Genomic DNA, 26,582 nt, shown 5'->3' with positions numbered 1-26,582 from the left:
GGCAACTGCCGTTGGTACCTCAATGGGGTATAGGCCGTCTCTGCAGGGGAGGACGTTGCGGACGCCGGGGTTGCCCCCATCGCGTTCGCCACGGTCTTTTGGTCACAGCCACTGAGCGGCAGCATGGCGATGCAGATCAGCCATGTGAGGGAGTTTGGCTTGAACATGGTGACTCAATTTTTTCAGCACAGGTAATATTATGAAGCTACCATCTGCCATAGAGTCTGCCAGCGTAGAGCAACACTCACTTGCACATCTGGCCAGTCTGTCATCATTAATTGAATAAGTTGATTATTGGATGCAAGTTAATCAATCCGAGTTACAAATTGGCGTATTTAAACCGTAGGAGGGATTCGTGAAAATTTGGCCAGGGATATTTGCCGCAGCGCTGCTTGCAGGCTGCCAAAGCGTGCCGCAGGACAGCCTCGTCGATCATGGTGGCTATCAGCTTGAAACTCTGCATCAGGCTCAGGGCACAGACCAGCGCATTCGTTTTCTGGTGATGCATTACACTGTCGAAGACTTCCATTCCTCATTGAAAACCCTGACGGATGAACACGTCAGCGCACATTATTTGTTGCCGGCGCATCCGCTGATGGCTCAGGGAAAACCGGTGGCATTCCAACTGGTGCCGGAAGCGCTGCGAGCATGGCATGCCGGAGCCAGTAGTTGGCGTGGCAGAACCAACCTCAATGACACCTCTATCGGTATTGAGATAGTTAATCGCGGGTTCAACCGCACGTTGCTGTTTACCCACTGGCAGCCTTATACGCCACAGCAAATTGCCCTGTTGATCCCACTGAGCCGCAATATTATCCAGCGCTACGGTATTTTGCCAACGGACGTGGTGGGGCACAGCGATATTGCGCCGCAGCGCAAGCAGGATCCAGGTCCGCTATTCCCCTGGCAACAGTTGGCGCAGGCGGGTATAGGTGCCTGGCCGGATGAGGATCAGGTGCAGAAATTCTTGGCCGGGCGGGATAAGTATGCCGAAGTGCCGCTGGCACCATTGATGGCCAAGCTGGCGAGTTACGGTTATGGCATGGATGCGCGCTGGGATGCCAGACAGCAAAAAAACGTGCTGGCGGCGTTTCAGATGCATTTCCGACCCAGCGATTATCGCGGTGAGCCGGATGCGGAGAGTGAGGCGATTGTCGACGCGCTGTTGCTGAAATATGGCGCTGCCCGTTAATTACAGACCGTGCAGCTTGCCGTGATCCTTCAGCCAGCGGGCGGTGCGCGAGATACCTTCATCCAGCGAAATAATGGGTCGATAGTCCAGTTCTTGCTGGGCGCGCGTGGTGTCCAGCGTCAGATCAAAATTAAGTTTGGCGACGCCATAGTGGGTCAGCACCGGCTCTTTTTCACTTTTGCTGCCGAGCTTTTCCATGCCGCGCGCCATCATGTCGAGCATCGGGTAGGGTACCGAGCGGATCCGACACTTCATGCCCAACTCGTCGATTAATTGCTGCACCACGCTGCGTAGCTGACGCGGCTGCTGATTGGTGATGTTATAGGCGCGGCCCGACGGGGTATTTTCTTTCTGGGTCGCCAGCCACATAGCGTGCACTGCGTTTTCCAGATAGGTCATGTCCACCAGCGCGGCACCGCCGCGTGGCAGCAGCAGGTTGCCATAACGTTTAATCATCTGTAACAGACGCGGCAGCATCACCTTGTCGTGCGGTCCGAATAACCCCTGAGGACGCAGGATGGTGAAGTGGGTCTGAGGATTGGACAGCGCCAACTGCTGGATCACTTGTTCACCGGCGGCTTTGCTGCGGGCAAACTCGTTGGCATAGCGTACAGGGCGGAAGTCTTCGGTAACGTTGCGATGGTGATGATAGTCGAAGTAAACCGCTGGCGAAGAGATATGGATAAACTGCGAAACGCCGTAGGCCGCCGCCCATTCGCCCAGGCGACGGGTAGCGCGCACGTTGGCCAGTTCAAAGGCTTCTTCGGTACCCCAGGGAGACGTGAAACTGGAGCAGTGCCACAGCACGTCCACATCGGCCAGCATGGCTTTGGCCTGCGATGAGATCAGATTGGTGAGATCGGCATGAATGAATTCCGCACCCATTTTTTCCAGCAGACTGCCCATCGCCTGGTTGCGACCGGTGGCGCGTACTTTGATGCCCTGACGGCGCAGATATTCAACGGCGTTACGGCCTAACCCACTGGTTGCACCGGTGACCAATACCTTCATAACGAACTCTATTCTCACCAAAAATCAGAATGCTGACGGCCTTCAGCGGCGCTCCAGCAAATAAGATGCCATTCTTCCGTTATTTCGTGCTCTATGCAATCGGAAAGGACCTAACCGCAGCAGCAAAGTGTGCGGTTGATCGACAAATGAGCACTATACTCGTCATCTTTCAAGCCGCAGCTAGGCACCTAGCCGCAATTTGAAAGCTATAGGGTATGGTTAAGGCTGATTGCGCGGGTGTTCTTCAGCCAGCCTGGCGATACGCCGGGCCATACCGCGAAAAATAAACAGATGAGCGGGCATCATGGCGAACCAATACAGCAGCCCACTAAACCCGGCGGGGTGCCACCAGGCCCGTACATCCAGGGTCCGATGGTCGCCGTGATCTTTGATGGTGAAGGTCAGCCGACCCAGCCCAGGGGCTTTCATGCCGAATAGCAACGCCAGGTGTCGTTGTGGCTTGAGGGTGATCACCTTCCAGCCGTCGACGACGTCGCCAACCTCCAGCGTGTCGCGCTGTGGCCGGCCATAAACCACGCGATTGCCAATCATATCGTCCATACGTGCTCGGATCTGCCACAGGATATTGGCGTAAAAATAGCCCTCTTTGCCACCCAGTTGCTGCACCGTATGCCACAGAGCCTGGCTGGATGCCTGGGTTTCTATCGAGCAACCCGCCTGCTTCGGATAAAAACCATAGCCCGGCCGCCAGCGCGCCCGCGCTTCCGGGTCGTAACCCCAGTCGACGGAATCGACCACCTCTTCTTCGCGTTGCAGGGTGGCCGTCACCGCCTGATCGAAGGTTTGCAGCTTTTGCGGGATCAGCGCCTGCAGCGGTTTACCGTCGGCGGGCAGATCGTGGTTCAATCCCTGGATCAGTGCGCTGGCAATAGACGTGGGCACTGAGGTGATCATGCTGATAAACCAGACCGAGATAAAACGGGTCGGTAGCGGGATCGGGATCAGCCAACGTTTTTTGCCGCTGATGGCGATAAAGCGTTCAAACATGGTTTGATAGCTGATGTATTCCGGGCCGGCGACGTCAAAAATGCGGCTTTCTTCCGCCGGATGTGACAGCAGATCGGCCAGATACACCAACAGGTTTTCCAACGCCACCGGTGACGATTTGGAACGTACCCAGCGCGGCGGCGTAAGCACCGGCAGGTTGTACACCATATCGCGCATGATTTCGAATGCGGCCGATCCTGGGCCGACAATAATACTGGCTCTTAGCTCGGTGACGGGAACACCACTCTGACGCAGGATCTCCCCGGTCAACTTGCGTGCCACCAGGTGTGGCGAGCTGTCGCCCTCGGGCTGCAATGCGCCGAGAAAAATCACCTGTTTGACGCTGGAATTGCGCAGCGTGTCACGAAGGTTTTCAGCGGCCTGGCGTTCCTTTTCAATAAAATCATCGCCGTCGCCCATACCGTGGATCAGATAATAAACCGCGTCGATCTCCCACAGTGCGGCGGTCAGGGTTTCCGGTCGGTAAACGTCGACATATTGGCAGTTAACCTGCGGCCAGTGTTGTTCCTGCAGCCATTCAATGCGACGTGCGGCGGCGGTAATGTGATGTCCCTGTTCGATCAGATGGGGGATCAGGTTTTGGCCAATATAGCCGCTGGCTCCAAGAACCAGTACGCGTTGAGCTGTCATTAGCGCCACCTTTGCGGTGAAAGTCTGTTTAGCATAGTCACAGGATGCCAAACTCGTGGTTTAAATGCACTTTTTGTATGGTTATGCGGGCATTGCATCCGCTTGCGGGGGACGTCACACTATCCGCCGTTTGTCTGCGCTAAGCCGGAAAATATGAAACTCAATGCTGTTTGTTATGCCCTGTTGGGGCTGGCGCTGATCGCCAGTTTGTTTTTCCTGCATCCGATCTGGATGTGGTGGCTGTTGGCTAACCTGCTGACGCTGGTGGTCTATGGTGCGGATAAGTTTGCTGCACGCAGAAGCTGGCAACGGGTGCCGGAAAGCACGCTGCTGGTGTTCGGGCTGGTGGGCGGTTGGGTAGGGGCGATAGTTGCGCAGCAGGTATTTCGCCATAAAACCCAGAAACAGCCGTTCAAAAGCGTTTTTATCGTCAGCGTGGTGCTGAACATTGTGGCGACGCTGGCGATTTGGTACTGGGTTTATGGCCGCTGGATACTTTGATTTACAGCAGTAACGGCAGGGTAGCGCTCGCCGTTTCCTGCACCGCCAGGCCGTAAGCGGGGCCATTACTCGTCCGCAGCAGATCACCCGTCGCTTCGTGGCCGCTCTCGGTAACTGATGTGAATCTCCCTGACGGTGATGTCAGGGAGATTCGGAACTCAGGCGTGCTGCCTGAGGAACTGCTGCCATAAATCGACCACTTGCTGCAAATCCTGACGGCTGACGTCAAGGTGGGTCAGAATGCGCGTCAGTGGCCCACTGCTGATCAGCACGCCGCGCTCACGCATCCAGGGACCCAGTTTGGCTGCCAGCTCTGGTGACTGGCGCAGGTACAATACGTTGGTTTGCGCGCCCGGTTCAACAATCTCAACGCCAATCTGTTGCAGTTGCTGCTCCAGCCATTTGGCATTGTCGTGATCCTCTCGCAGGCGTTCGACATTGTGCTCCAGCGCATAGAGACCGGCCGCGGCCAGAATACCGGCCTGGCGCAGGCCACCCCCGGTCATTTTACGCCAGCGCAGGGCCTGCTGGATAAAGGCTTCACTGCCGCACAGCAAGGAGCCCACCGGGGCGCCCAATCCTTTCGACAGGCAAATGGTGAAGGTGTCGCAGTACTGCACAATCTCTTTTAAGGGCAGGTTCAGCGCGACGGCGGCGTTAAAGATGCGTGCGCCGTCGATGTGCAACGCCAACTGATGTTCACGGCTGAACTGCCAGGCTTGCTGCAGGTATTCCAGCGGAAGCACGCGGCCACTGATGGTGTTTTCCAGGCTCAGTAGGCGAGTTTTGGCAAAGTGGATATCGTCGGGTTTGATGGCCGCCGCGACCTTATCGAGCGGCAGGGTGCCGTCCGGGTTAGCTTCAATCGGCTGTGGTTGGATGCTGCCGAGCACCGCCGCACCGCCGGCCTCGTATTTATAGTTATGCGCCTGCTGGCCGACAATATATTCGTCACCGCGCTGGCAATGGCTTAGCAACGCCACCAGGTTGGCCTGGGTACCGCTTGGCAAGAACAGCGCCGCCTCTTTACCGGACAGGCGGACCGCCTCTGCCTCCAGAGCGTTGACCGTAGGGTCATCGCCGTAAACATCATCACCCACTTCCGCCTGGGCCATGGCATCGCGCATAGCGGCGCTGGGGCGGGTCACGGTGTCACTGCGTAGATCGATAAGCATAAAAATTCCTTATCCCCTTCATCTTTCAAGCCGCAGCGTTGTTGGCTACACATGCTCACCCCAGTCACTGACTTGAGTCAGTGACTGGGGTGAGCATGCTTGTCGCCTAGCTGCAACTTGAAATCTATTGGGGATAGCTAATGTGAAAGAGAATGCGGTTTTCATCATAGCCAGATTTTCTGATGGCAACAGAGAAAAAATACCGGGAACAGCGATCGTTGAACCCGGGATGGGTCATTAACGCAGCCAGTTGGTTTTTGCCAGCTCGACCACTTCGTCACCGCGGCCATTGATAATGGCACGCAGCATATACAGGCTAAAGCCTTTGGCCTGCTCGAATTTGATCTGCGGCGGCATCGCCAGTTCCTGTTTGGCGGTGACGACGTCCAGCAGTGCCGGGCCGGGATGCGCCAGCATTTCCTGCAACGCACCATCCAACTCCGAAGCTTTCTCCACGCGAATGCCTTTGATGCCGGCAGCGTTGGCGATTGCCGCAAAATCAGGGTTGTGCAGATCGGTGCCGTCGGTCAGGTAGCCACCGGCCTTCATTTCCATCGCCACGAAGCCCAGCACGCTGTTGTTGAAGATCACAATCTTGACCGGCAGATTCAGTTGGGCCAGCGACAGGAAATCCCCCATTAGCATGGTGAAGCCGCCGTCGCCGCACATGGCGATCACCTGTTTGTCCGGTTCGGTTGCCTGTGCGCCAATCGCCTGTGGCATGGCGTTAGCCATCGAGCCATGGTTGAACGACCCGAGCAGACGACGTTTTCCGTTCATCTTCAAATAGCGTGCCGCCCAAACGGTGGGCGTACCGACATCGCAGGTGAAGATGGCGTCATCGCTGGCGTACTGGCTGAGCTGTTGCGCCAGATACTGCGGGTGAATTGGCTGATCATCATTGGCCGTCGCCAGGCCGTCGAGGTCCTTGCGCGCTGTGCGGTAGTGTTCCAGCGCCTTGTCGAGGAAGGTGCGGTCGCTTTTTGGTTCTATCTGCGGCAGCAGGGCGGTGAGGGTGGTATGGATATCACCCACCAGTGCCATATTGACCGGGCAGTGTGCGCCGATGCTGCCGGGGTTGATGTCAATCTGAATGATATTGGCATTGGTCGGATAGAAGGCGCGGTACGGGAACTGGGTACCGAGCAGCACCAGGGTGTCGGCGTTCATCATGGCGTGGTAGCCGGAAGAGAAACCTATCAGCCCGGTCATGCCGACGCTGTAGGGGTTATCCCATTCGATATGCTCTTTACCGCGCAGCGCATGAACCACCGGAGCCTGCAACAGTTCGGCCAACTTGACCACTTCGTCATGGGAGCCGGCGCAACCACTGCCGCACATCAGCGTAATGTTTTTCGCCTTGTTCAGGGTCTCCGCCAGCTTGTTCAGTTCGCTCATTGGCGGCTGCACCAGCGGCAGTGCCGGGGTGTGCCACACCATGCTGGCGTCTTCCGGTGCCATACGCAGCGCCACGTCGCCCGGCAGGACGATCACCGACACGCCGCGATTGAGGATCGCCTTGCGCATGGCGATTTCCAGTACCCGGGGCAACTGTTCCGGGTTAGAGACCAGTTCGCAGTAGTGGCTGCATTCGCGAAACAGCTCCTGCGGGTGAGTTTCCTGGAAATAGCCGCTGCCGATCTCGCTAGAGGGAATGTGTGCGGCAATTGCCAACACCGGCACATGGTTGCGGTGGCAGTCAAACAGGCCGTTAATCAGATGCAGGTTGCCGGGGCCACAGGAACCGGCACAGACCGCCAACTGGCCGGTTAACTGGGCTTCCGCTCCGGCGGCGAAGGCGGCGACCTCTTCATGGCGGGTTCCCAGCCATTCGATGGTGCCCATACGGTGCAGGCTGTCGCTGAGACCGTTGAGCGAATCACCGGTGACGCCCCAAATGCGTTTCACACCGGCCTGTTCCAGCGTTTTGGCGATCAGTGTGGCTATAGTTTGCTTCATAATTCCCCCAAGCGTTGTAAAGGTCCCCTCATCTTTCAAGCCACAGCGTTGTTAGCTGCACGTGTGCACCCCAGTCACTGACCTGAGTCAGCTCCTGGGGATACCCACGTTTGCCGTCTAGCTGTGACATGAAATCTATTGGGTATGACTTATCAATCTTTCTCAAGTAAACGCAGTAACACGGATGGAACCGGAAAAGTGTAGAAGGGGAAGGGAAGGCATGCTTGCCGATAAATGCCCCATCCTGACCGACGGGGCGCAAATTTCAGGCGAGGGTGACGTCACCTTGCAGTTGGCAACTGCAGGCCAGGACATAGCCCTGGGCGATTTCAGCCGGGGTCAGGGTCATGCTGCTGGTGGTGGTGTAGTCACCTTCGAGGATGCGGGTTTTGCATGATCCGCACACCCCGGCGCGACAGGCGGCGTTGACCGGCAGCGCGTGAGCTTCCATTGCCGCCAGTAGCGTGCTGCCGACTGGTACGTGAAACTCACGCAGAGGGTGGGCGGCGCGCAGTGTTAATCCTTCGCCCTGTTCGCCATCGGTGGCTGCCAGGGTATGGAACTGCTCTTTATGGAAATGGTCGGCCGGTACGCCAAGCTGCAGGCAAAGCTGTTCTGCCTGCGCCATATAGGGGGCAGGACCACAGGTCATCACGGTGCGCTCGCTGAGATCCGGCGTCGTCTGGCGCAGCACTTCGGCACTGATTCGCCCTTTAAGATAACCCGGTTGAACATCCTGTTCGGCCATTAGCGTCAGTCGCAGTTGCGGGTGGCTGGCGCACAACTTGCGCCATTGCTCGGCAAAAAGGGTATCGGCGGGAGTGCGTACGTTAAAGATCACCGCGATATCACAGGTAGGGCGGTTCGCCACCAGCCAGCGACACATGGAGATAATGGGCGTAACGCCGCAACCGGCCGCCAGCATCAGGTAGCTGTTCGCCGGATGTTGTTCACAACTGAACTCGCCTTGCGCATCGGACAGCCACAGGGTGTTGCCGGGTTTGACTTCGCCGGTTAGCCAGAGTGAACCCGCGCCGTCCGGTAGGCAACGCACACTGATGCTGAGAAAACGACTCTGGCCGGGTGAGGAAGACAGCGTATAGGCGCGCAGAGTGTCTTCGCTATTACGGATACTGACCAGCGCAAACTGGCCGGGTTGATAAGGGTAAAAAACATCGCAGATCAGGTTGAATGTCCAGACGTCGGCGGTTTCCTGCTGGATCGAATGCACCTGCATACGGTTGGGGCAAAGTGGACTGGGTTGGGTCATGGGGCACCTCAAAAGCAAAGGGGCCAACATCGGCAGCCCCGAGAAACAGCGGCATTAGCCGAGCAGGGCTTGCAGATCCTGATCAACGGTGGTGATCGGACGCATGCCGAATTTATCGTTCAGGATCGCCATCAGGTTGTCGGTCAGGAAGCCTGGCGCGGTCGGCCCGGTGACAATGTTTTTGACCCCCAATGACAGCAGCGTCAGCAGGATGACGATCGCTTTTTGCTCAAACCACGATAGCACCAGGCTCAGCGGCAGTTCGTTGACCGAGCAGCCGAGGGTATCGGCGAGTTTGACCGCCAGCATGATGGCGGAATAGGCGTCGTTACACTGACCGACGTCAAGCAGGCGTGGCAAGCCTTCCAAGGTACCGAAATCCAGCTTGTTGAAGCGGTATTTTCCGCAGGCTAGCGTCATGATCAGGCAGTCTTGCGGAACGCTGCGGGCGAAGTCGGTGAAATAGCTGCGCTCGTCGCGGCTACCGTCACAACCGCCGACCAAAAAGACGTGACGCAGTTTCTTTTGTGCCACCAGGTCGATCACCGTATCGGCGGCATTGAGCAGCGTTTGGCGGCCGAAGCCGACGGTGATCATATGTTCGATTTCGGTATAGGGGAAACCACTCATGCCCTGCGCCTGAGCGATCACCTGGCTGAAATCGTCCCCTTCCAGATGGTTGACGCCTGGCCAGCCGACGATGCTGCGCGTCCAGATACGATCGCCATAGTTACCGACATACGGATCGATAATGCAGTTAGATGTCATCAGGATCGGGCCGGGGAATTTGGCGAACTCGGTCTGCTGGTTCTGCCAGCCGCTGCCGTAGTTACCCACCAGATGTTTGAATCTTTTCAGTTCCGGGTAGCCGTGCGCCGGCAGCATTTCACCGTGGGTGTAAACGTTCACGCCCTGGCCCTCGGTTTGCTCCAGCAGTATGCGTAGATCTTTCAAATCATGACCGGAGATCAAAATTGCCTTGCCGGCCACCGGACGCACGTTCACCGCACTTGGCACCGGATCGCCGTAGGCCTGAGTTTCGCCGTGATCGAGGATCGCCATCACGTTGAAGTTCATTTTGCCGATGCCCATGGCGTTGTTCAGTAGGGTATCTACGTCATGTGGCTGAGTGCCGAGCCAGGCCATAAAGGCGTGGTAGTCGGCGTAGATTTGGTCATTGGACTGACCCAGCACGTGGGCGTGTTCCATATAGGCAGCAGCACCTTTCAGGCCGTACAGGCACAGCATGCGCAGGCCGTGCACGTCGTCGCCGACCTCGGCCTTATCGGTATTCAGGGCAAACTGTGCGGCCTGCTGTAGCAGCGAAGGCATATCATCGCCGGCCAACTGCAGACTGGCCAATGGGTGTTCGACATGGACGCTGGCATCCAGCAGACGGCAGCGGGTGGCCAGGGATTCGCGCAGGGCGATGGTTTCACGTGCGTAACCGATGATGCGATCTGAATCGAAGTTGACGTTGGTCAGGGTAGAGAAGAAAGCTCGCGGGGCAAAGCTGTCGATATCATGAGCGACGATCCCGAGCGCCCGGGCTTGCAGCGCCCAGGCGGAAAGCCCCTGTAACGCCGCGACCAACAGATCCTGCAGGTCGGAGGTTTCCGCCGTTTTGCCGCACATACCCTGGGTATAAGAGCAGCCGTTGCCTGCCGGGGTACGGATGGTTTGTTCACATTGCACACAAAACATAATCGCTTCCTTTTTAAAGTTGCATTTATAATGCCTGTTTATGAGCATAGATCGGCAACCGGGGCTTAAAAAGGCTTTTATGATGCTACCAAGGGCAAGTTTGATTTATCGCAATTTTACCGTGCGGATGGGAATTATTACGCTTTCCGGGGGGGCTCCCCCGGAGAGAGATCAAGAGAATAGGGCGATCAGTACCGGTGCCAGCAGACTGAGCAGAAAGCCATGCACGATGGCTGGTGGCACTATCTCCATCCCGCCGCTGCGTTGCAGCACCGGCAGGGTAAAGTCCATGGAGGTGGCACCGCATAGACCCAGTGCCGAGGAGCGGCTACGACGTACTAGAGTGGGGATCAGCACTATGGCGACCAGTTCACGTGCCAGATCGTTAAAGAAGGCCGCGCTGCCCAACACCGGGCCATAGGCGTCGGTGATTAAAATGCCGGAAAGCGAATACCAGCCAAAACCAGACGCCATCGCCAGCCCGGCCTTAATCGGCAACCCCAGCAGTTGCGCCGCCAGCGCACCGCCGGCCAGTGAACTGACCACCACCACCACGGCCACTATCATGCCGCGTCGGTTGAGCACGATTTGGCGCAGCGTCATGCCGCTGTTGCGCAGTTGAATGCCCACCAGCAGCAACAGGAAGATCAAGGCGTATTCGCTGCCTTTGTTGGCAAACTGCAGCCATTGCCACTGCGTCAGGCCGAGCAGGAAGCCGCCGAGCACCACACCGCACAGCTTGAGCGATTCGAGTGCCATATGCAGGCGTGAGGGCAGCTTTTCCTGTTTATGGCTGTTGTGCCACGGCATTTTTCGTTCCAGCAGCGCCAGCATCAGCAAACTGGCGACGAGAATGCACAGGAAGAACACCGAGGCATACTGGAAAATCAGCACCAGGTTGCTGCTCAAATCCTCCAGAAACGCCAGGCTGATACCCATGAAAAACAGGATCACGTAGACCATCCAGCTCAGCAGGCGGTTGATGGTTTGCAGGAACGTCCGGCTACGTAGCGCAATGAGGTAACCGGCAATCAGCGGTAACAGAATAATCAGCAGTCCTGAATACATGGTGAAGCTTGCGTCCTTTTTTCTGAGGGCGGCGCCTGGATGAGCGGCGAGGCCCCACACGCTAACCAAAACCACGTCCGGAGTAAAGCGACAGATTTGATGTTGTCCGCTTGACCTGCAAGGGGTTTTTTGACCATGCTCTGAGGAGGTCGCCCCATAAGGACGGTGACCGCGCGCACGGGAGGCGACAGATGTTCTTAGAGCGAATCGAGATTGTAGGTTTCCGCGGCATTAACCGGCTGTCACTGATGCTGGACGACAACACGCTGCTGCTCGGCGAAAATGCCTGGGGTAAATCCAGCCTGCTTGACGCGCTGACCCTGCTGCTGGCACCGGAAGCCAAGCTGTACCGTTTTGAAGCGCACGACTTCCATTTCCCGCCCGGTGAGGAAGAGGCCAAAGATCGGCATCTGCAGGTGGTATTTACCTTCTGCGAGAAAGATATCGGCCATGCTCATCTGCCGCGTTACCGCCACCTATCGCCGCTGTGGGTCAAGGGCGGGGATAACCTGAACCGCATTTATTATCGTTGCGAAGGTGAACTGGCCGATGACGGCACGGTTTGCACCTGGCGCGGTTTCCTGGATGCCGACGGTAACCCGATGCAGTTGCACCATATTGAGCAACTGGCACACGCCATTATCCGTATCCACCCGGTACTGCGCCTGCGCGATGCGCGTTTTATCCGCCGCCTGCGGCCCAGCACGTTGAATGATGAACACCCGGCCGATAATAAGGCACTGGCCCAGCAGTTGGATCAACTGACGCGTGAGCTGGTGCGTAACCCACAAAAGCTGACCAATGCCGAGCTGCGTCAGGGGCTGGCGGCTATGCAGCAACTGTTGGAACACTACTTTGCCGAGCAGGGATCACAGTTGACACGGCCACGCCGACAACGCCTGGATCAAGATCAGGATCAACAGGCATGGCGCTCGCTGGACAGCATCAACCGTATGGTGGCCGAACCCAATAGTCGCAGTATGCGTCTTATTCTTCTGGGCATGTTTTCTACGCTGTTACAGGCCAAGGGCAGCGTCAAACTGGATCCGCACGCCCGGCCGCTGCTGCTGGTGGAGGACCCGGAAACGCGCCTGCATCCGATCATGCTTTCGGTGGCCTGGGGGCTGCTTAACCAACTGCCGCTGCAACGCATCACCACCACCAACTCCAGCGAACTGGTCTCCCTGGTGCCGGTTGAGCATGTTTGTCGGTTGGTGCGTGAGTCGGGACGGGTGGCCACTTATCGCCTTGGGCCGCGCGGGTTGGGGCCGGAAGATGGGCGGCGCATTTCTTTTCATATTCGTTTTAATCGACCGTCGTCATTGTTTGCCCGCTGTTGGCTGCTGGTAGAAGGCGAAACCGAAGTCTGGCTGCTCAACGAGCTGGCGCGCCAGTGCGGTTATCATTTTGAGGCGGAAGGGGTGCGGGTGATCGAATTCGCCCAGTGCGGCCTGAAGCCGCTGCTGAGGTTCGCCCGGCGTATGGGCATTGAGTGGCATGCGTTGGTGGATGGCGATGAGGCAGGGCGAAAATATGCCGGCACCGTCCGCGGCATGCTGGATAACCATGAGGATAACGAGCGCGACCGGCTGACCGCGTTACCTGCGCCGGATATGGAACACTTTATGTTCCGTGAAGGTTTCAGCCCGGTCTATTACCGGGTCGCCTCCGTGCCAAGCAATGCTCAGATGCCGGTCCGCAAGGTGATCCTCAAGGCAGTGCATCGCTCTTCAAAGCCCGACCTGGCCATTGAGGTGGCGATGCAAGCGGGCGAGTGGGGTACGGACTCGGTGCCACCATTGCTGAAAAAAATGTTCTCACGCGTGATCTGGCTGGCGCGTGGCCGGGCCGACTAGGCCCCTGCAAAACAGGGCTGGGTGCTGAAGTGCTCGGCCATCCCTTGTTCCAACTGGTCCAGCAATTGATAACGACGGCGGTATTCTGCACGTTTTTTGCTGGCCACCTCATCGATCGGTTTACGGGCGATCTGTTCCGGCAGCAGGAAATAGCCGCTTTCCAGCATTTTGCCGCCCATTGATGTCCAGAATTGATCGTAATCGGCATGCAGCTGATCTTTCTTTTTACTGTGATAACGCCAGTTTTGATAGATATGGGTCGCGTTGCCGACCGCTATAATTTGCTGAATGCCCAAATGGCACGCCAGAGTACAAATCCCTTCCAGCGCCAGGCGTTTCGGGAACAGACCGTGGCACTCTTTGGTGGCCTGCTGGATTTCTGCATGCGGTACCTGCTGATTGGCACCTTGTATCCCCCCGATAAACAGCGTCGGTCGCTGCTGATAGTGCACCAGGGCGAAGGTAATTTCGGCCAGCATGATGCCGTTGGCGTTACGCAGCAGCAGGGTGGCTTCCCCTTCCTTATTCAGGTGATCTATGGACGCCAGTTCCAGTGTAACCATTTCGCCGCTCTTGCCGCTGGCTTTGGCCAGTACAAAGGTTTTGTTCAGATGACCGAGCAGCATTTTCATCGGCATACGTTGCTTGCTGAGAGCGTAATGATCGCGCAGGGCGAGCAGGCTCTCGATTTTGCTCATATTCGCTGCCAAATATGGGCGATGCAGTTTGCATGGCAGATTGGGTTGCGCTTTCAGTATTTCATCCAGTAAAGGGTTGGATGCCAGGGTGTTGAGCAAGGCACTGGTGGTCGGCCAGCGAAATAATGAGCGGCCGATAAACTTCAGGCGGAATGATGTTTTCTTCCAGGCTTTGCTGGGTGCCTTGTCGCCAGTGGCCAGCGCTGCCATCAATTGCCAGCCGTTAAGCGGGCGTGCAGATACGAGTGGATAGCTGAGTTGAGACATGATGAAATCCTTGGCTGTGTTGAATGGTGCTATTTCACCAAGCCTTCACTAAACGGGAGTTCAATGCAGAATGTAACCAAGGGTGTCTCCACATTGTGTTGAACCAAGGTTTAGTTATTCGTCATCGTGCGTGATAATTTAGCCTCGCTGCCGCTGTTGGCAGCATGAATTGCAACAGGCAGGAACCTATTTTGACGTGGTTTAAAGGACATAATCGACGCTGGATCATGGCGCTAATCGTACTGGTGGCGATCGTTGCGATGGCGGTCTGGCACTTCAGCCACCCGGCCCCGACGCCATATAAAACGGTGAAGGTAGCCAAGGGCGATCTACAGCAAAACGTACTGGCGACCGGACAGCTTGACGCGGTACGCAAGGTTGACGTGGGCGCGCAGGTCAGCGGGCAGTTGGAAAGCCTGTATGTCGAGATCGGCGACCGGGTTAAAAAAGGCCAGTTGCTTGGGGTTATCGATCCGCAACAGGCGCAAAACAGCATCCGTGAGGGTGAGGCGACGTTGCGTGAGCTGCACGCCCAGTTACAACAGGCGCAGGCTGAGCAACAACTGGCGGCGGTAACGCTGCAGCGTAATCAGGCGTTAGCCAAATTGCAGGCGGTGTCACGCCAGGATCTGGATCAGGCGGCGACACAGCTGGCGGTGAAGAAGGCGCAAGTGGGTACCATTCAGGCGCAGATAGCCAGGAATCAGGCCAGCCTGGATACCGCCAAGATCAATCTGGCGTTTACCCGTATAGAAGCACCGATGGACGGTGACGTGGTGCAAATTACCACGCTGCAAGGCCAGACGGTGATTGCCGCGCAGCAGGCTCCGAACATTTTGACGCTGGCGGATCTCAGCACCATGTTGGTGAAGGCCCAGGTGTCGGAGGCGGACGTCATCAGCCTCAAGCCGGGCCAAAAAGCCTGGTTTACCGTATTGGGCGATCCTAACCGACGGTTTGACGGCGTGCTGAAAGATATCCAGCCAACTCCGGAAAAGGTCAATAACGCCATCTTTTACTATGCGCGTTTTGAAGTGCCCAATCCCGAGGGATTATTACGACTGCAGATGACGGCGCAGGTGCATATTCAACTGGCGGGCGTCAATCAGGTGCAGGTCATTCCTCTGGCGGCGTTGGGCGATCAAATCGCCGATAATCGCTACCATGTTTCGATATTGAAACAGGGCAAGGAGGAAAAGCGCGAGGTGGCCATTGGCCTGCGTAATAATATCGACGTGCAAATTCTCAGCGGACTGAACATTGGCGATGAAGTTATTGTCAGCCGCGGCGGCGCGGAGGCTCTCTGATGGCCGTGCTGTTGGAACTGAGCGGTATTAGCCGCAGCTATCAGTCGGGCGATCAAACCGTAGCGGTGCTGAAGAACGTGAGCCTGAGCATCAACGCCGGTGAAATGGTGGCGATTATGGGCACCTCCGGCTCCGGCAAGTCGACGCTGATGAATATTCTTGGCTGTCTGGATAAGCCCAGCGCCGGCGTTTATCGGGTGGCCGGGCAGGACGTGGCGACGCTGGATGGCGATGCGCTGGCCCGGTTGCGGCGTGAGCATTTCGGTTTTATCTTTCAGCGTTATCATTTACTGCCTCATCTGAGCGCGGCGCATAACGTTGAGGTTCCGGCGGTGTATGCCGGACTGGGTAAGGCAGCGCGGCGTGAGCGTGCGATTGCGCTGTTACAGCGTTTGGGGCTGGGTGAACGCGTTGGTTACCGGCCAAGCCAGCTTTCCGGCGGTCAGCAGCAGCGGGTCAGTATTGCCCGTGCGCTGATGAACGGGGGGCAGGTGATCCTGGCGGATGAGCCGACCGGCGCCCTCGACAGCCAGTCAGGCGAGGAGGTGATGAGCATCCTCAAGCAACTGCGTGAGCAGGGACATACGGTGATTATCGTCACTCACGATCCGACCGTGGCCCAGCAGGCTGAGCGGATCATTGAAATTCGTGACGGGGAGATCATTGCCGATTCACGCCCGGATCGGCAGAGTAACCCGAACGGCAAACCGCTGGAGATGGTGGCACCGGCGCCATCCTGGCAGCAAACGACCGGCCGTTTTCGTGAGGCATTGGTGATGGCCTGGCGAGCGATGGCGGCAAGTAAAATGCGCACCGCGCTGACCATGCTGGGCATTATTATCGGCATTGCCTCGGTGGTGTCGATTCTGGTGATCGGTGACGCCGCCAAGCAGATGGTGCTGGCGGATATCAAGTCCATCGGTACCAATACGGTCGACATTTACCCCGGCAAGGACTTCGGTGACGACGATCCTACCTTCCGTCAGGCACTGAAATACGACGATCTTGAGGCACTGCGCGAGCAGCCTTACGTCAATGCATTGTCCCCAACGATTGCCAGCAGTATGCGGCTGCGCTTGGGTAATGTCGATGTGGCGGCCAATGTTACCGGCGTCAGCGAACAGTTTTTCCGCGTCTACGGCATGACCTTTACCCAGGGCGTCGGTATTGATCAACTGCAGGTGCAATCGCAGTCGCAAACGGTGGTCATCGACGCCAATACCCAGCGCCGGCTGTTCCCCAATCAAAAGGATGTGGTAGGCCAGGTGATCCTGGTGGGTAATATGCCGGCGACGGTGGTTGGGGTGGCGAAAGAGAAGCAGTCGATGTTCGGCAGCAGCAAGACGCTGAACGTCTGGGTGCCCTATAGCACTATGGCCAACCGGCTGATGGGCAACGCCTATTTTGATTCGATCACCGTGCGTATCCGCGAGGGCTACAATAGCCAGGAAGCGGAGCAGAAGTTGACGCGTTTGCTGACGCTGCGCCATGGCAAGAAAGACATTTTCACCTACAACATGGACAGCCTGGTGCAGACTGCAGAAAAAACTACCCGCACGCTTCAAATGTTCCTGACGTTGGTGGCGGTGATTTCACTGGTGGTTGGCGGGATCGGTGTGATGAACATTATGTTGGTGTCGGTGACGGAGCGCACTCGCGAAATCGGTATTCGTATGGCGGTAGGCGCTCGCTCCGGGGATGTGTTGCAGCAGTTTCTGATTGAAGCGGTACTGGTGTGTCTGGTGGGCGGTGCCTTGGGCATCACGCTGTCGTTTGCCATCGGCCTGTTGGTGCAGCTGGTGCTGCCGGGCTGGCAGATCAGTTTCCCGCCGGCGGCGTTGTTGAGTGCGTTTGTCTGTTCTACCGCCATCGGCGTGGTGTTTGGCTATCTGCCGGCACGCAGCGCAGCGCGGCTTAACCCGATTGATGCGCTGGCACGCGAATAACAAGCCCATAAAAAATGCCAGTCATACGGCGGCTGGCATTCTTTTCGCTGTTTCAGACTGACTCGGTGGAAGCGTTTAGGCCAACGCCTCGCTTTCCACTGGCACAATAAGACTTGCATGATTCCCTTTTGGCCCCTGGTGCACGTCAAAACTGACCTGTTGGCCAGCTTTTAGCGTCCGGTACCCATCCATCTTAATCGTAGAATAGTGGGCGAAGATGTCTTCGCCACCGCCTTCAGGACAGATAAACCCAAACCCTTTGGCGTTGTTGAACCATTTAACAGTACCCGTCTCCATGCTTTTACATCCCTCGCAACGCTATTTTTAGGTGAGATGAATAACTGAATTCGCACCCGCCAGTGGCAGGTAGCAGATGAGCCTAAAAGTGGTTAAAACACCACCAGCCCATGAATTTACACTCTAGAGCAAATGATCATCACGTCAAGGGATCGGCTTTTGTCGTCAGCGAGCAGTTCATCAAAGTTTGAAGCAGGTAACGCTATTGACATTGTTTGGTAACAATTCGTCAGAGATATTTGCGCACGTTCCAGTGCGGCGGGATGCCGGCGAAGATGATAAAATAGTATGGATACCCCACTTTGAATAACCGGAACTTGTCCCCATATAAAAGGACAGAGCAGAGAAGATGAGCAGCGATGGGCAATAACAACGATTGGCTAAATTTTGAACACTTGGCCGAAGAAAAACAAATCGATGCGGTAAAACCGCCGTCTATGTATAAAGTTATACTTAACAACGACGATTACACACCGATGGAATTTGTGATTGACGTTCTGCAAAAGTTCTTTTCTTATGATATTGAACGCGCAACGCAACTGATGCTCACGATCCACTATCAAGGCAAGGCGATCTGCGGTGTATTTACCGCCGAGGTGGCGGAAACCAAGGTCGTGCATGTGAACCGTTATGCCAGGGAGAACGAGCATCCGTTGCTTTGTACGCTGGAAAAAGCCTGAATAAGGCAATCTATTGGGGAGGTGCTTATGCTCAATCAAGAACTGGAACTCAGTCTCAACATGGCTTTCGCCAGAGCGCGTGAGCACAGACACGAGTTTATGACCGTGGAGCACCTGTTGCTGGCGTTACTCAGCAACCCTGCCGCGCGGGAAGCGCTTGAGGCATGTACGGTGGACCTGGCCGCACTGCGCCAGGAACTCGAAGCCTTTATCGAACAAACCACGCCGACGCTGCCTGTCAGCGAAGAAGAGCGCGACACTCAGCCGACGCTTAGCTTCCAGCGCGTACTGCAGCGTGCGGTATTCCATGTCCAATCTTCCGGCCGCAGCGAAGTCAGCGGCGCCAACGTGCTGGTGGCAATTTTCAGCGAGCAGGAGTCGCAGGCGGCTTATCTGCTGCGCAAACACGACGTCAGTCGTCTTGACGTAGTGAACTTCATTTCACATGGCACACGTAAAGACGAGCCGGGCCAAGCGCCGAATGCGGAAAACCCGGTGAATGAAGAGCAGTCCGGAGGGGAAGACCGTATGGAAAACTTCACCACCAACCTCAACCAACTGGCTCGGGTGGGCGGTATCGATCCCTTGATTGGCCGTGGTCCTGAGCTGGAGCGTGCCATTCAGGTGTTGTGCCGTCGCCGCAAGAATAACCCGCTGCTGGTGGGTGAGTCCGGCGTGGGTAAAACTGCGATTGCCGAAGGGCTGGCCTGGCGCATCGTGCAGGGCGACGTCCCGGAAGTGATGGCGGACTGTACGCTGTATTCACTGGATATCGGCTCGTTGCTGGCCGGTACCAAATACCGTGGCGACTTCGAGAAACGCTTCAAAGCGCTGCTGAAACAGTTGGAGCAGGACAAGAACAGCATCCTGTTTATCGATGAGATCCACACCATCATCGGCGCCGGTGCGGCTTCCGGTGGGCAGGTCGATGCCGCCAACCTGATCAAACCGCTGCTTTCCAGCGGCAAGATCCGGGTCATCGGCTCGACCACTTACCAGGAATTCAGCAACATCTTTGAAAAAGATCGCGCCTTGGCCCGTCGCTTCCAGAAAATCGACATTATCGAGCCGACGCCGGAAGAGACCATTCAGATCATCAACGGCCTGAAAACCAAGTACGAAGCGCACCACGATGTGCGTTATACCGCCAAAGCGGTGCGTGCTGCGGTTGAGCTGTCGGTGAAATACATCAACGACCGTCATCTGCCGGACAAGGCTATCGACGTGATCGACGAGGCGGGGGCTCGCAGCCGGCTGATGCCGGTCAGCAAGCGCAAGAAAACCGTTAACGTTTCCGACATTGAGTCGGTGGTAGCACGTATTGCACGTATCCCGGAAAAAACCGTGTCGGCGAGCGATCGTGATGTGTTGAGAAGCTTGGGCGACCGTCTGAAAATGCTGGTATTTGGCCAGGATCAGGCGATTGAAGCACTGACCGAGGCAATCAAGATGAGCCGTGCGGGTCTGGGCCACGATCGCAAGCCGGTCGGTTCCTTCCTGTTTGCCGGGCCAACCGGGGTCGGGAAAACCGAGGTTACGGTACAGCTGGCGAAGGCGATGGATATCAAACTGCTGCGCTTTGACATGTCCGAGTATATGGAACGTCATACCGTTAGCCGTCTGATTGGTGCGCCTCCGGGCTATGTCGGTTACGACCAGGGCGGTCTGCTGACCGACGCGGTGCTCAAGCATCCGCACTCTGTCGTACTGCTAGATGAAATCGAGAAGGCGCATCCGGACGTGTTCAACCTGCTGCTGCAGGTGATGGACAACGGGACCCTGACTGATAACAACGGCCGTAAGGCGGACTTTCGCAACGTGATCCTGGTGATGACCACTAACGCCGGGGTGCGCGAGACAGAACGTAAATCGATCGGCCTGGTCCAGCAGGATAACAGCACCGACGCGATGGAAGAGATCAAAAAAGTGTTCACGCCGGAATTCCGTAACCGTCTGGACAATATTCTTTGGTTCAACCATCTGTCGACTGAGGTGATCCAGCAGGTTGTCGATAAGTTTATCGTCGAACTGCAGGCGCAGCTGGATGCGAAGGGCGTGTCGCTGGAAGTGAGTGACGAAGCGCGTGACTGGTTGTCAGTGAAAGGCTACGACCGTGCGATGGGGGCTCGTCCAATGGCACGTGTGATGCAGGAAAACCTGAAGAAACCGCTGGCCAACGAACTGCTGTTCGGCTCGCTGGTGGACGGTGGCTCGGTGAAAGTCGAGTTGGATAAAGAAAACCAGAAACTGACTTATCAATTTATCAGCGCGTCAATGCGCAAGGCGGACGAAGGTGCGGTTCACTAAGTCTGGGGTTAGATTCAGATTCAGATAAAGAAAAAGCGATGCTTCGGCATCGCTTTTTTTATGGGTGAAAATCATCACCAAAACAGAAATGATTGAGCCCTCTCAGTTTACCTGCGCACCTGCAACTCGGTGTTGAACGTTGCTACGGGGGTAAACGGAAAGGGCTCCGGAGGCATTACATCCTCGGTGCCGCCATCGGCTGGCGACGAGTGAGCCGATTAACGGCTACGGAAGACAATGCGGCCTTTGCTCAGGTCGTACGGGGTCAGCTCTACAGTGACTTTGTCGCCCGTCAGGATGCGGATGTAGTTCTTGCGCATTTTACCGGAGATATGTGCGGTAACCACGTGCCCGTTTTCTAATTCAACGCGGAACATGGTGTTTGGCAGCGTATCAAGAACGGTGCCCTGCATTTCAATATTGTCTTCTTTGGCCATCGAATCCTCTAGGTCTAACTACCTTAGTTTTTAACCGGCAAGATAATGCCGAAAAACCCACATTATGTAAAGAAGTGTCGGTGAACATTGCACCGTTTCCGCAAAATTAGTTTGTTGGGGAGGGTGGTTCAACCTGCTGTGGGGGTAACACTTGCGGTGCCCAGCATTCTGGCGCTAATGGCTTGCGCTGAAGTTGGCTGAGCTGCTGCAAAAATTGTCTTCGGGGGATCTCTTTTGCTCCCAGCGTGGCAGTGTGAGCGTTAAGCACCTGACAGTCAATCAATTCTCCGCCATAAGCGGCAAAATGGCGGCAAAAAGTCATCAGGGCACACTTGGAGGCGTTGGTGGTACGACTAAACATGGATTCGCCGCAGAACAGCGCGCCCTGAGCCACGCCGTACATGCCGCCGACCAGTTCGTCACCCTGCCATACCTCGATTGAATGAGCGAAGCCAAGGCGGTGCAGATGCAAATAAGCGCGCTGTACTTCCGGGCCAATCCAGGTGCCTTCTTCCGGTCTATCGGCGCAGGCGGCGATCACCGCGGCAAAGTCGTGATTCAGCGTCACGCGAAAGGGGTTACTGCGCAGGAAGCGTTTCAGACTGCGGCTGATATGGCGCTCGGCCGGGAACAGCACCGCGCGTGGGTCTGGCGACCACCACAAAATGGCTTCCCCCGGTGAAAACCAGGGGAAAATGCCGCGCTCATAAGCAGCCAGCAAGCGCGGCGCAGTCAAATCGCCACCAATCGCCAGTAGACCGTTAGGATCGCGCAACGCGCCCTCAGGAGAGGGGAACGCCAGTGAATGCGGTGACAGCTTAACTATGCGCATAAAAGGTCTCAGCGTCCTCTACAGGCCATTTTACAGCGGGATACCGCTGATACGTTGGCGGAACTGGGCATAACGCCCTTGTTGACGTATCAGGGTCAGATGGTCGCCTTGCTCGACAATCTGGCCGCCGTCCATCACGCAGATACGGTCCAGATGCTCCAGCCCATACATACGGTGGGTCACCAGGATCAGCGTTTTACCCCGGCAGTGCCGGCGCAGCAGCGCCAGGATCTGCTGTTCGGTTTCGGCGTCCAGTCCTTCGGTCGGTTCATCGAGCAATAGTAAGGGGGCCTGATGCAAAAGCGCGCGGGCTATCCCCAGACGGCGCTGCTCACCGCCGGAAAGTTGGCGACCGCCATCTCCCAGCCAGGCGTTCAGCCCTTCGTTGTCCAGCAGCTTGTCCAGGCCGACCTGCTGCAATACTTCGCGCAATTGTTCATCGGTTGCTGCAGGCGCGGCGATGCGCAGGTTGTCACGCAGCGTATCGCTGAAAATATGCACCCGTTGGCTGACCACGGTGGTCATCTGGCGCAGCGTGGTTTCATCGTAAGCACTCAGTGGCTGGCCATTGAGCAGCACCTGGCCGCTGTCGGCGTTCCAGGCGCGGGTTAGCAACTGCAGCAGAGTCGATTTGCCGCAGCCGGTACGCCCGAGCAGCGCAATGTGTTCGCCGGCGGCAATTTCCAGTGTGACATCCTGCAATACCGGCAGCGGCTGGTCGGGGTATGTGAAAGTGAGCTGTTGCAGGCTCAGCGTGGCAACGCCCTCGGCCGCCGGGCCATGGGCCGGGAAGGTCACTTCCGGCTGTCGGTCGATGACCTGCTTCACCCGCGTGGCGGAAGCGATCACCTGACCCAGATGCTGGAAAGCACCGGCCACCGGCATCAGCGCTTCAAACGAGGCCAGTGTGGCAAACACGAACAGCGCAATCAGCGCACCGGGCTGGCTGTCGCCACCAATACCGCCCGCGGTGAGCCACAGCATCAAAGTGACCGTCAGGCCACTGGCCAGGATCATCAGTGCCTGTGCCATGCCACCCAGAGAAGCCTGTTGCCATTGACGGCGCTGCCAGCGCTGCTCGGTGGCATCCAGATCGGTACGGAAGCTTTCAACGGCACCGAACACCACCAGTTCGGCCTGGCCCTGCAGCCAGGCGGTCAAATCGGTACGGTACTGGCCGCGCAGCGCGGTCAACTGACCGCCAATCGGCTTACCGGCACGATAAAACACCGGTGGTACCAACAGCAGCAGCAACAGCAGAATGCCACCCAGCGTCAGGGCCAGCGTGGTGTCCAGCCAGCTCAGGCCATAGGTCACCACCACAATCACGGCGGCGGCGCTGACCAGTGGGGAGATCACCCGCAGGTATAAATGATCCAGCGTATCGACATCCGCCACCAGGCGATTAAGCAGATCGGCCTGGCGGAAGCGAGCAATGCCGCCCGGCGACAGCGGCAGGATCTTTTTAAAGGTAAATACCCGCAGATGGGACAGCACGCGGAAAGTGGCATCGTGGCTGACTACGCGTTCGGCGTAGCGCCCGGCGGTGCGGAAAATAGCGGCACCCCTGACACCGGCGGCCGGCAGCATATAGTTGAAGGTAAACAAACCGGCCAGCCCGGCCAGGGCCGATGCGGCGAGGAACCAGCCGGATAGCGCCAGCAGGCCGATGCTGGCCAGCAGAGTGACGATGGCCAGTACGATGCCTAAACAAATCAGCAGGCTGTGACGACGGTATAGCGCCAGAAATGGCAGCAAAACGCGCATGATTAGAGATCCCCGCTGCGGTGTGCGATCAGATTGGCAAACAGGCCCGGCTGAGCACTCAGCGTGGCGTAATCACCTTGCTGAACGATCTGCCCACCTTCCATCACCCAAATCTGGTCGTAATCTTCGGTATCTTCCAACTGGTGGGTGACCAGCAGGGTGGTTTGCTGGTGTGAGGCGACATTCAGCGCCTGCATCACCCGGCGTTCACTGTGGGCGTCAAGACTGGCGGCCGGTTCATCGAGCAGCAGTAAACGGCGCGGACTGATCAGCGCCCTGGCTACGGCTACGCGTTGAGCCTGGCCGACGGATAAGCGGGCGGCGTTATCGCCCACTTCAGTCTCTAATCCCTGCGGCAGATGCGGCAGGATCTCGCCGACGTAGGCTTGCTCCACCGCCTGTTGCAACTGGGCTTCGCTGGCCTGTGGGTTCCCCAGCAGAATATTGGCCCGCAGCGTCTGAGCCGGCAGGTGCGGGTTTTGACCTACCCAGCCAAGCTGCTGACGCCAGCCTTCGGCCGCCAACTCGCGCAGTTCGGTTCCATTGACGGTTAATGAACCGCGATAGGGCAGAAAGCCGAGCAGCAGATTCAGCAACGAGCTTTTACCGGCACCGCTTAACCCGACCAGGGCAATACGCTGGTTCGCCGGCAGGGTGAAACTCAGTGGGCCGGCCAGCAGCGCGCCATTTGGTGACAGTATCTCCAAATTCTGCGCCTGCAGTTCCAGCGGCACATCGGTACCCAGCATTTGCGTGCCGCTGCCCATTTGCTCACCTTCGGCACTGAGGAAGGTTTCCAGCGTTTCAGCAGCGCCCACCGCTTGCGCCTTGGCATGGTAGAAAGCCCCCAGGTCACGCAGGGGTTGGAAGAACTCCGGAGCCAGGATCAGCGCCAGGAAACCGGCAAACAGCGTGACGCCGGTGCCGTAGCTGCCAAAATTAAGTTCGCCAAGGAAGGAAAAACCGAAATAGACCGCCACCACGGCGATGGAGATAGAGGCAAAGAACTCCAATACTGCCGAGGACAGGAATGCCAACCGCAGCACTTCCATGGTGCGGCTGCGGAAGTCCTCGGACGATTTGGCGATCTGCGCGGTTTCTGCTTCAGCCCGGTTGAACAGGCGCAGCGTATCCAGCCCGCGCAGGCGGTCGAGAAAATTACCGCTCAACCGTGCCAGGGCCACGAAGTTACGACGGTTGGCATCGGCGGCACCCATACCGACCAGCGCCATAAACATCGGGATCAGCGGCGCGGTGGTCAACAGGATCAGACCGGCAGCCCAGTTGATTGGGAATACGGTAATCAGGATCAGCACCGGGATAAACACCGCCAGGTACATCTGCGGCAGATAGCGGGAGTAGTAATCCTGCATATCTTCGATTTGTTCGACGATGATGCTGGCCCAACTGCCTGCCGGCTTGCCCTGGATCCAGGCCGGGCCGAGCTGTTGCAGTTTATCCAGCACCTGTTGACGCATACGCTGGCGGATCACCTGTCCGCAGATAAAACCGACGCGCTCACGTAGCCAACTCAACACCGCCCGCAGTGCGAAAGTGGCAGCCAGCCAGATAAACGAGGGGATCAGTTGTTCACGCGGGGCGTGTTCGATAATCAGGGCGTGGAGCAGGGCGGCCAACAGCCATGCCTGTGCGACGATCAAAACGCCGCTTATCAGCCCCAACAACATGGAAAGGCGCAACCAACGCTGCGCCAGGGTGCTCTGAGTTTTGAGCCAACGGGTTAACTGTTGCTGTCTGGTTTTTTTCATCAGATATGAGTCTGCGTCGCCGGCGCCTGTTGTTACAGACAAGGTTAACGTACTGTTAAAAAAAGTGTTTGCCCCAACCTGAAGCGAACAAGTGAAGGCCAATGTTACCTCTTCACCCGGCAGACTGAAAATAATAAAGCGGTCAAATATCGCTATAACAGACGGCGGCCGCCGGGTTATTTCACCTCCTGACTCGCGGCTTCCGCGGCCAGGGCGGCCTGGACCGATTCGCGTTGGGCGATCTGAGCCCTATATCGGGTTAACGATGGCCAGTCTTTCAGTTCGATGGAAAACTGGGCCATCCAACGCAGCACGGTAAATAAATAGGCATCCGCTACGCTAAAGCATTCACCCAGTAGGAAAGGTTGTTCGTCCAGCGCCTGTGCAAGGTAATTGAGGCGGCGACGCAGCTTGTCGCGAAACAGCGTTTTGACCTCTTCCGGCAGCGCCGGGTTGAACAAAGGACTGGAGCCGGCGTGGATCTCGCTGGTAATGAAGTTCAGCCATTCCTGTAGACGTACCCGTTCGAAAGACGCGGCTGGAGGGGCCAGTGCGGCGTCGGGGCGCAGATCTGCCAAATATTGCACTATGGCAGTCCCTTCGGTAATCACCCGTTCGTCGTCCAGCATCAGGGCGGCGACGTAGCCTTTGGGATTCACCTGATAAAAGTCCCGGCCGTCGGCGCCGCGTTTGGTGCGGTTATTGACCCGGATCAGTTCGAACGGCAACCCCAATTCTCGTAAAACGATATGTGGAGAGAGTGAACAGGTATCGGGGGCAAAGTAGAGTTTCATGGCAGTTCCTGGCTAAGAAGCGAAATCGCTTGCTCGCCAGAATGCCGTTGGTGCTGCCAACTGAAAAATTAAAATATCAGAAACCT

General features: G+C 57.0%; 21 protein-coding genes. 7 read left to right on the top strand and 14 right to left on the bottom strand.

The window, feature by feature from the left end; genetic code table 11:
* Positions 1-355 precede the first annotated feature (355 nt).
* Positions 356-1,192, top strand: a complete 837-nt coding sequence (locus ACUTSU_RS12470; RefSeq protein WP_445654240.1) for an N-acetylmuramoyl-L-alanine amidase — start codon at positions 356-358, stop codon at positions 1,190-1,192.
* On the opposite strand, the gene ACUTSU_RS12465 is transcribed toward ACUTSU_RS12470, so the two are convergent.
* Positions 1,193-2,203, bottom strand: coding sequence for an NAD-dependent epimerase/dehydratase family protein (locus ACUTSU_RS12465; RefSeq protein WP_012006093.1), 1,011 nt, complete (start codon positions 2,201-2,203; stop codon positions 1,193-1,195).
* A 219-nt stretch (positions 2,204-2,422) separates the two neighbouring features.
* On the bottom strand, positions 2,423-3,862 hold the full coding sequence (locus ACUTSU_RS12460) for a DUF2867 domain-containing protein (protein ID WP_445654239.1): 1,440 nt from the start codon (positions 3,860-3,862) through the stop codon (positions 2,423-2,425).
* Positions 3,863-4,015: 153 nt separating this feature from the next.
* Here ACUTSU_RS12460 and ACUTSU_RS12455 point away from each other — a divergent pair, with 153 nt between their 5' ends.
* Positions 4,016-4,363, top strand: coding sequence for a DUF1294 domain-containing protein (locus ACUTSU_RS12455; RefSeq protein WP_445650147.1), 348 nt, complete (start codon positions 4,016-4,018; stop codon positions 4,361-4,363).
* A 158-nt stretch (positions 4,364-4,521) separates the two neighbouring features.
* Here ACUTSU_RS12455 and ltaE read toward each other — a convergent pair whose 3' ends face one another.
* The 5 genes from ltaE to ACUTSU_RS12430 form a co-directional block, all read right to left on the bottom strand.
* Entirely contained in the window at positions 4,522-5,538 is a 1,017-nt protein-coding gene (ltaE, locus tag ACUTSU_RS12450) for a low-specificity L-threonine aldolase (protein ID WP_445650148.1), read from the bottom strand.
* 237 nt (positions 5,539-5,775) lie between these two features.
* Complete coding sequence (gene poxB / locus ACUTSU_RS12445; RefSeq protein WP_445654238.1) at positions 5,776-7,497, bottom strand: ubiquinone-dependent pyruvate dehydrogenase; 1,722 nt, start codon at positions 7,495-7,497, stop codon at positions 5,776-5,778.
* Between the two features lie 265 nt (positions 7,498-7,762).
* Positions 7,763-8,767 carry an NADH oxidoreductase gene (gene hcr / locus ACUTSU_RS12440; RefSeq protein WP_445654237.1) on the bottom strand — a complete coding sequence of 335 codons (1,005 nt, stop codon included), beginning with the start codon at positions 8,765-8,767 and terminating at the stop codon, positions 7,763-7,765.
* A 54-nt stretch (positions 8,768-8,821) separates the two neighbouring features.
* Positions 8,822-10,471 (bottom strand): hydroxylamine reductase, encoded by a 1,650-nt coding sequence (gene hcp, locus ACUTSU_RS12435; RefSeq protein ID WP_445650151.1) that lies wholly within the window; start codon positions 10,469-10,471, stop codon positions 8,822-8,824.
* A 171-nt stretch (positions 10,472-10,642) separates the two neighbouring features.
* The gene (locus ACUTSU_RS12430; protein ID WP_445650152.1) at positions 10,643-11,539 is read right to left on the bottom strand and encodes a lysine exporter LysO family protein; all 897 of its coding nucleotides are present in this window, start codon (positions 11,537-11,539) and stop codon (positions 10,643-10,645) included.
* 191 nt (positions 11,540-11,730) lie between these two features.
* Between ACUTSU_RS12430 and ACUTSU_RS12425 the strand changes: the two genes are divergently transcribed.
* On the top strand, positions 11,731-13,395 hold the full coding sequence (locus tag ACUTSU_RS12425) for an ATP-dependent endonuclease (RefSeq protein ID WP_445650153.1): 1,665 nt from the start codon (positions 11,731-11,733) through the stop codon (positions 13,393-13,395).
* Here the strand turns inward: ACUTSU_RS12425 and ACUTSU_RS12420 are convergent.
* Positions 13,392-14,360, bottom strand: coding sequence for a VirK/YbjX family protein (locus tag ACUTSU_RS12420; protein WP_445650154.1), 969 nt, complete (start codon positions 14,358-14,360; stop codon positions 13,392-13,394). The two genes, ACUTSU_RS12425 and ACUTSU_RS12420, sit on opposite strands and share 4 nt — an antisense overlap.
* 191 nt (positions 14,361-14,551) lie before the next feature.
* Between ACUTSU_RS12420 and macA the strand changes: the two genes are divergently transcribed.
* Positions 14,552-15,667 (top strand): macrolide transporter subunit MacA, encoded by a 1,116-nt coding sequence (gene macA, locus ACUTSU_RS12415; RefSeq protein WP_445650155.1) that lies wholly within the window; start codon positions 14,552-14,554, stop codon positions 15,665-15,667.
* Positions 15,667-17,613, top strand: a complete 1,947-nt coding sequence (gene macB / locus ACUTSU_RS12410) for a macrolide ABC transporter ATP-binding protein/permease MacB (RefSeq protein ID WP_445650156.1) — start codon at positions 15,667-15,669, stop codon at positions 17,611-17,613. Before macA ends, macB begins: the two co-directional genes overlap by 1 nt.
* A gap of 75 nt (positions 17,614-17,688) precedes the next feature.
* On the opposite strand, the gene cspD is transcribed toward macB, so the two are convergent.
* Complete coding sequence (gene cspD / locus ACUTSU_RS12405) at positions 17,689-17,910, bottom strand: cold shock-like protein CspD (protein WP_012006105.1); 222 nt, start codon at positions 17,908-17,910, stop codon at positions 17,689-17,691.
* 359 nt (positions 17,911-18,269) lie between these two features.
* Here cspD and clpS point away from each other — a divergent pair, with 359 nt between their 5' ends.
* Both clpS and clpA read left to right on the top strand, forming a co-directional pair.
* A complete protein-coding gene (gene clpS / locus ACUTSU_RS12400) occupies positions 18,270-18,590 on the top strand; it encodes an ATP-dependent Clp protease adapter ClpS (RefSeq protein ID WP_445650157.1) in 321 nt (106 codons plus the stop codon).
* Between the two features lie 27 nt (positions 18,591-18,617).
* Positions 18,618-20,897, top strand: a complete 2,280-nt coding sequence (gene clpA, locus ACUTSU_RS12395; protein WP_153857337.1) for an ATP-dependent Clp protease ATP-binding subunit ClpA — start codon at positions 18,618-18,620, stop codon at positions 20,895-20,897.
* Positions 20,898-21,115: 218 nt separating this feature from the next.
* Here clpA and infA read toward each other — a convergent pair whose 3' ends face one another.
* The 5 genes from infA to gstA form a co-directional block, all read right to left on the bottom strand.
* The gene (gene infA, locus ACUTSU_RS12390; RefSeq protein WP_002211347.1) at positions 21,116-21,334 is read right to left on the bottom strand and encodes a translation initiation factor IF-1; all 219 of its coding nucleotides are present in this window, start codon (positions 21,332-21,334) and stop codon (positions 21,116-21,118) included.
* 106 nt (positions 21,335-21,440) lie between these two features.
* Complete coding sequence (gene aat, locus ACUTSU_RS12385; RefSeq protein ID WP_012006107.1) at positions 21,441-22,166, bottom strand: leucyl/phenylalanyl-tRNA--protein transferase; 726 nt, start codon at positions 22,164-22,166, stop codon at positions 21,441-21,443.
* A gap of 30 nt (positions 22,167-22,196) precedes the next feature.
* Positions 22,197-23,933 (bottom strand): heme ABC transporter ATP-binding protein/permease CydC, encoded by a 1,737-nt coding sequence (cydC, locus tag ACUTSU_RS12380; RefSeq protein WP_445654236.1) that lies wholly within the window; start codon positions 23,931-23,933, stop codon positions 22,197-22,199.
* Positions 23,934-23,935: 2 nt separating this feature from the next.
* Positions 23,936-25,702: a heme ABC transporter permease/ATP-binding protein CydD gene (gene cydD / locus ACUTSU_RS12375; RefSeq protein WP_445650159.1), complete on the bottom strand. Its 1,767-nt coding sequence runs from the start codon at positions 25,700-25,702 to the stop codon at positions 23,936-23,938.
* Positions 25,703-25,878: 176 nt separating this feature from the next.
* Positions 25,879-26,496, bottom strand: a complete 618-nt coding sequence (gene gstA / locus ACUTSU_RS12370; RefSeq protein ID WP_445650160.1) for a glutathione transferase GstA — start codon at positions 26,494-26,496, stop codon at positions 25,879-25,881.
* Between the last annotated feature and the right edge of the window lie 86 nt (positions 26,497-26,582).

The sequence above is a fragment of the Serratia sp. NA_13 genome, from assembly GCF_052691735.1.
This window is presented reverse-complemented; position numbering and strand designations above follow the sequence as displayed.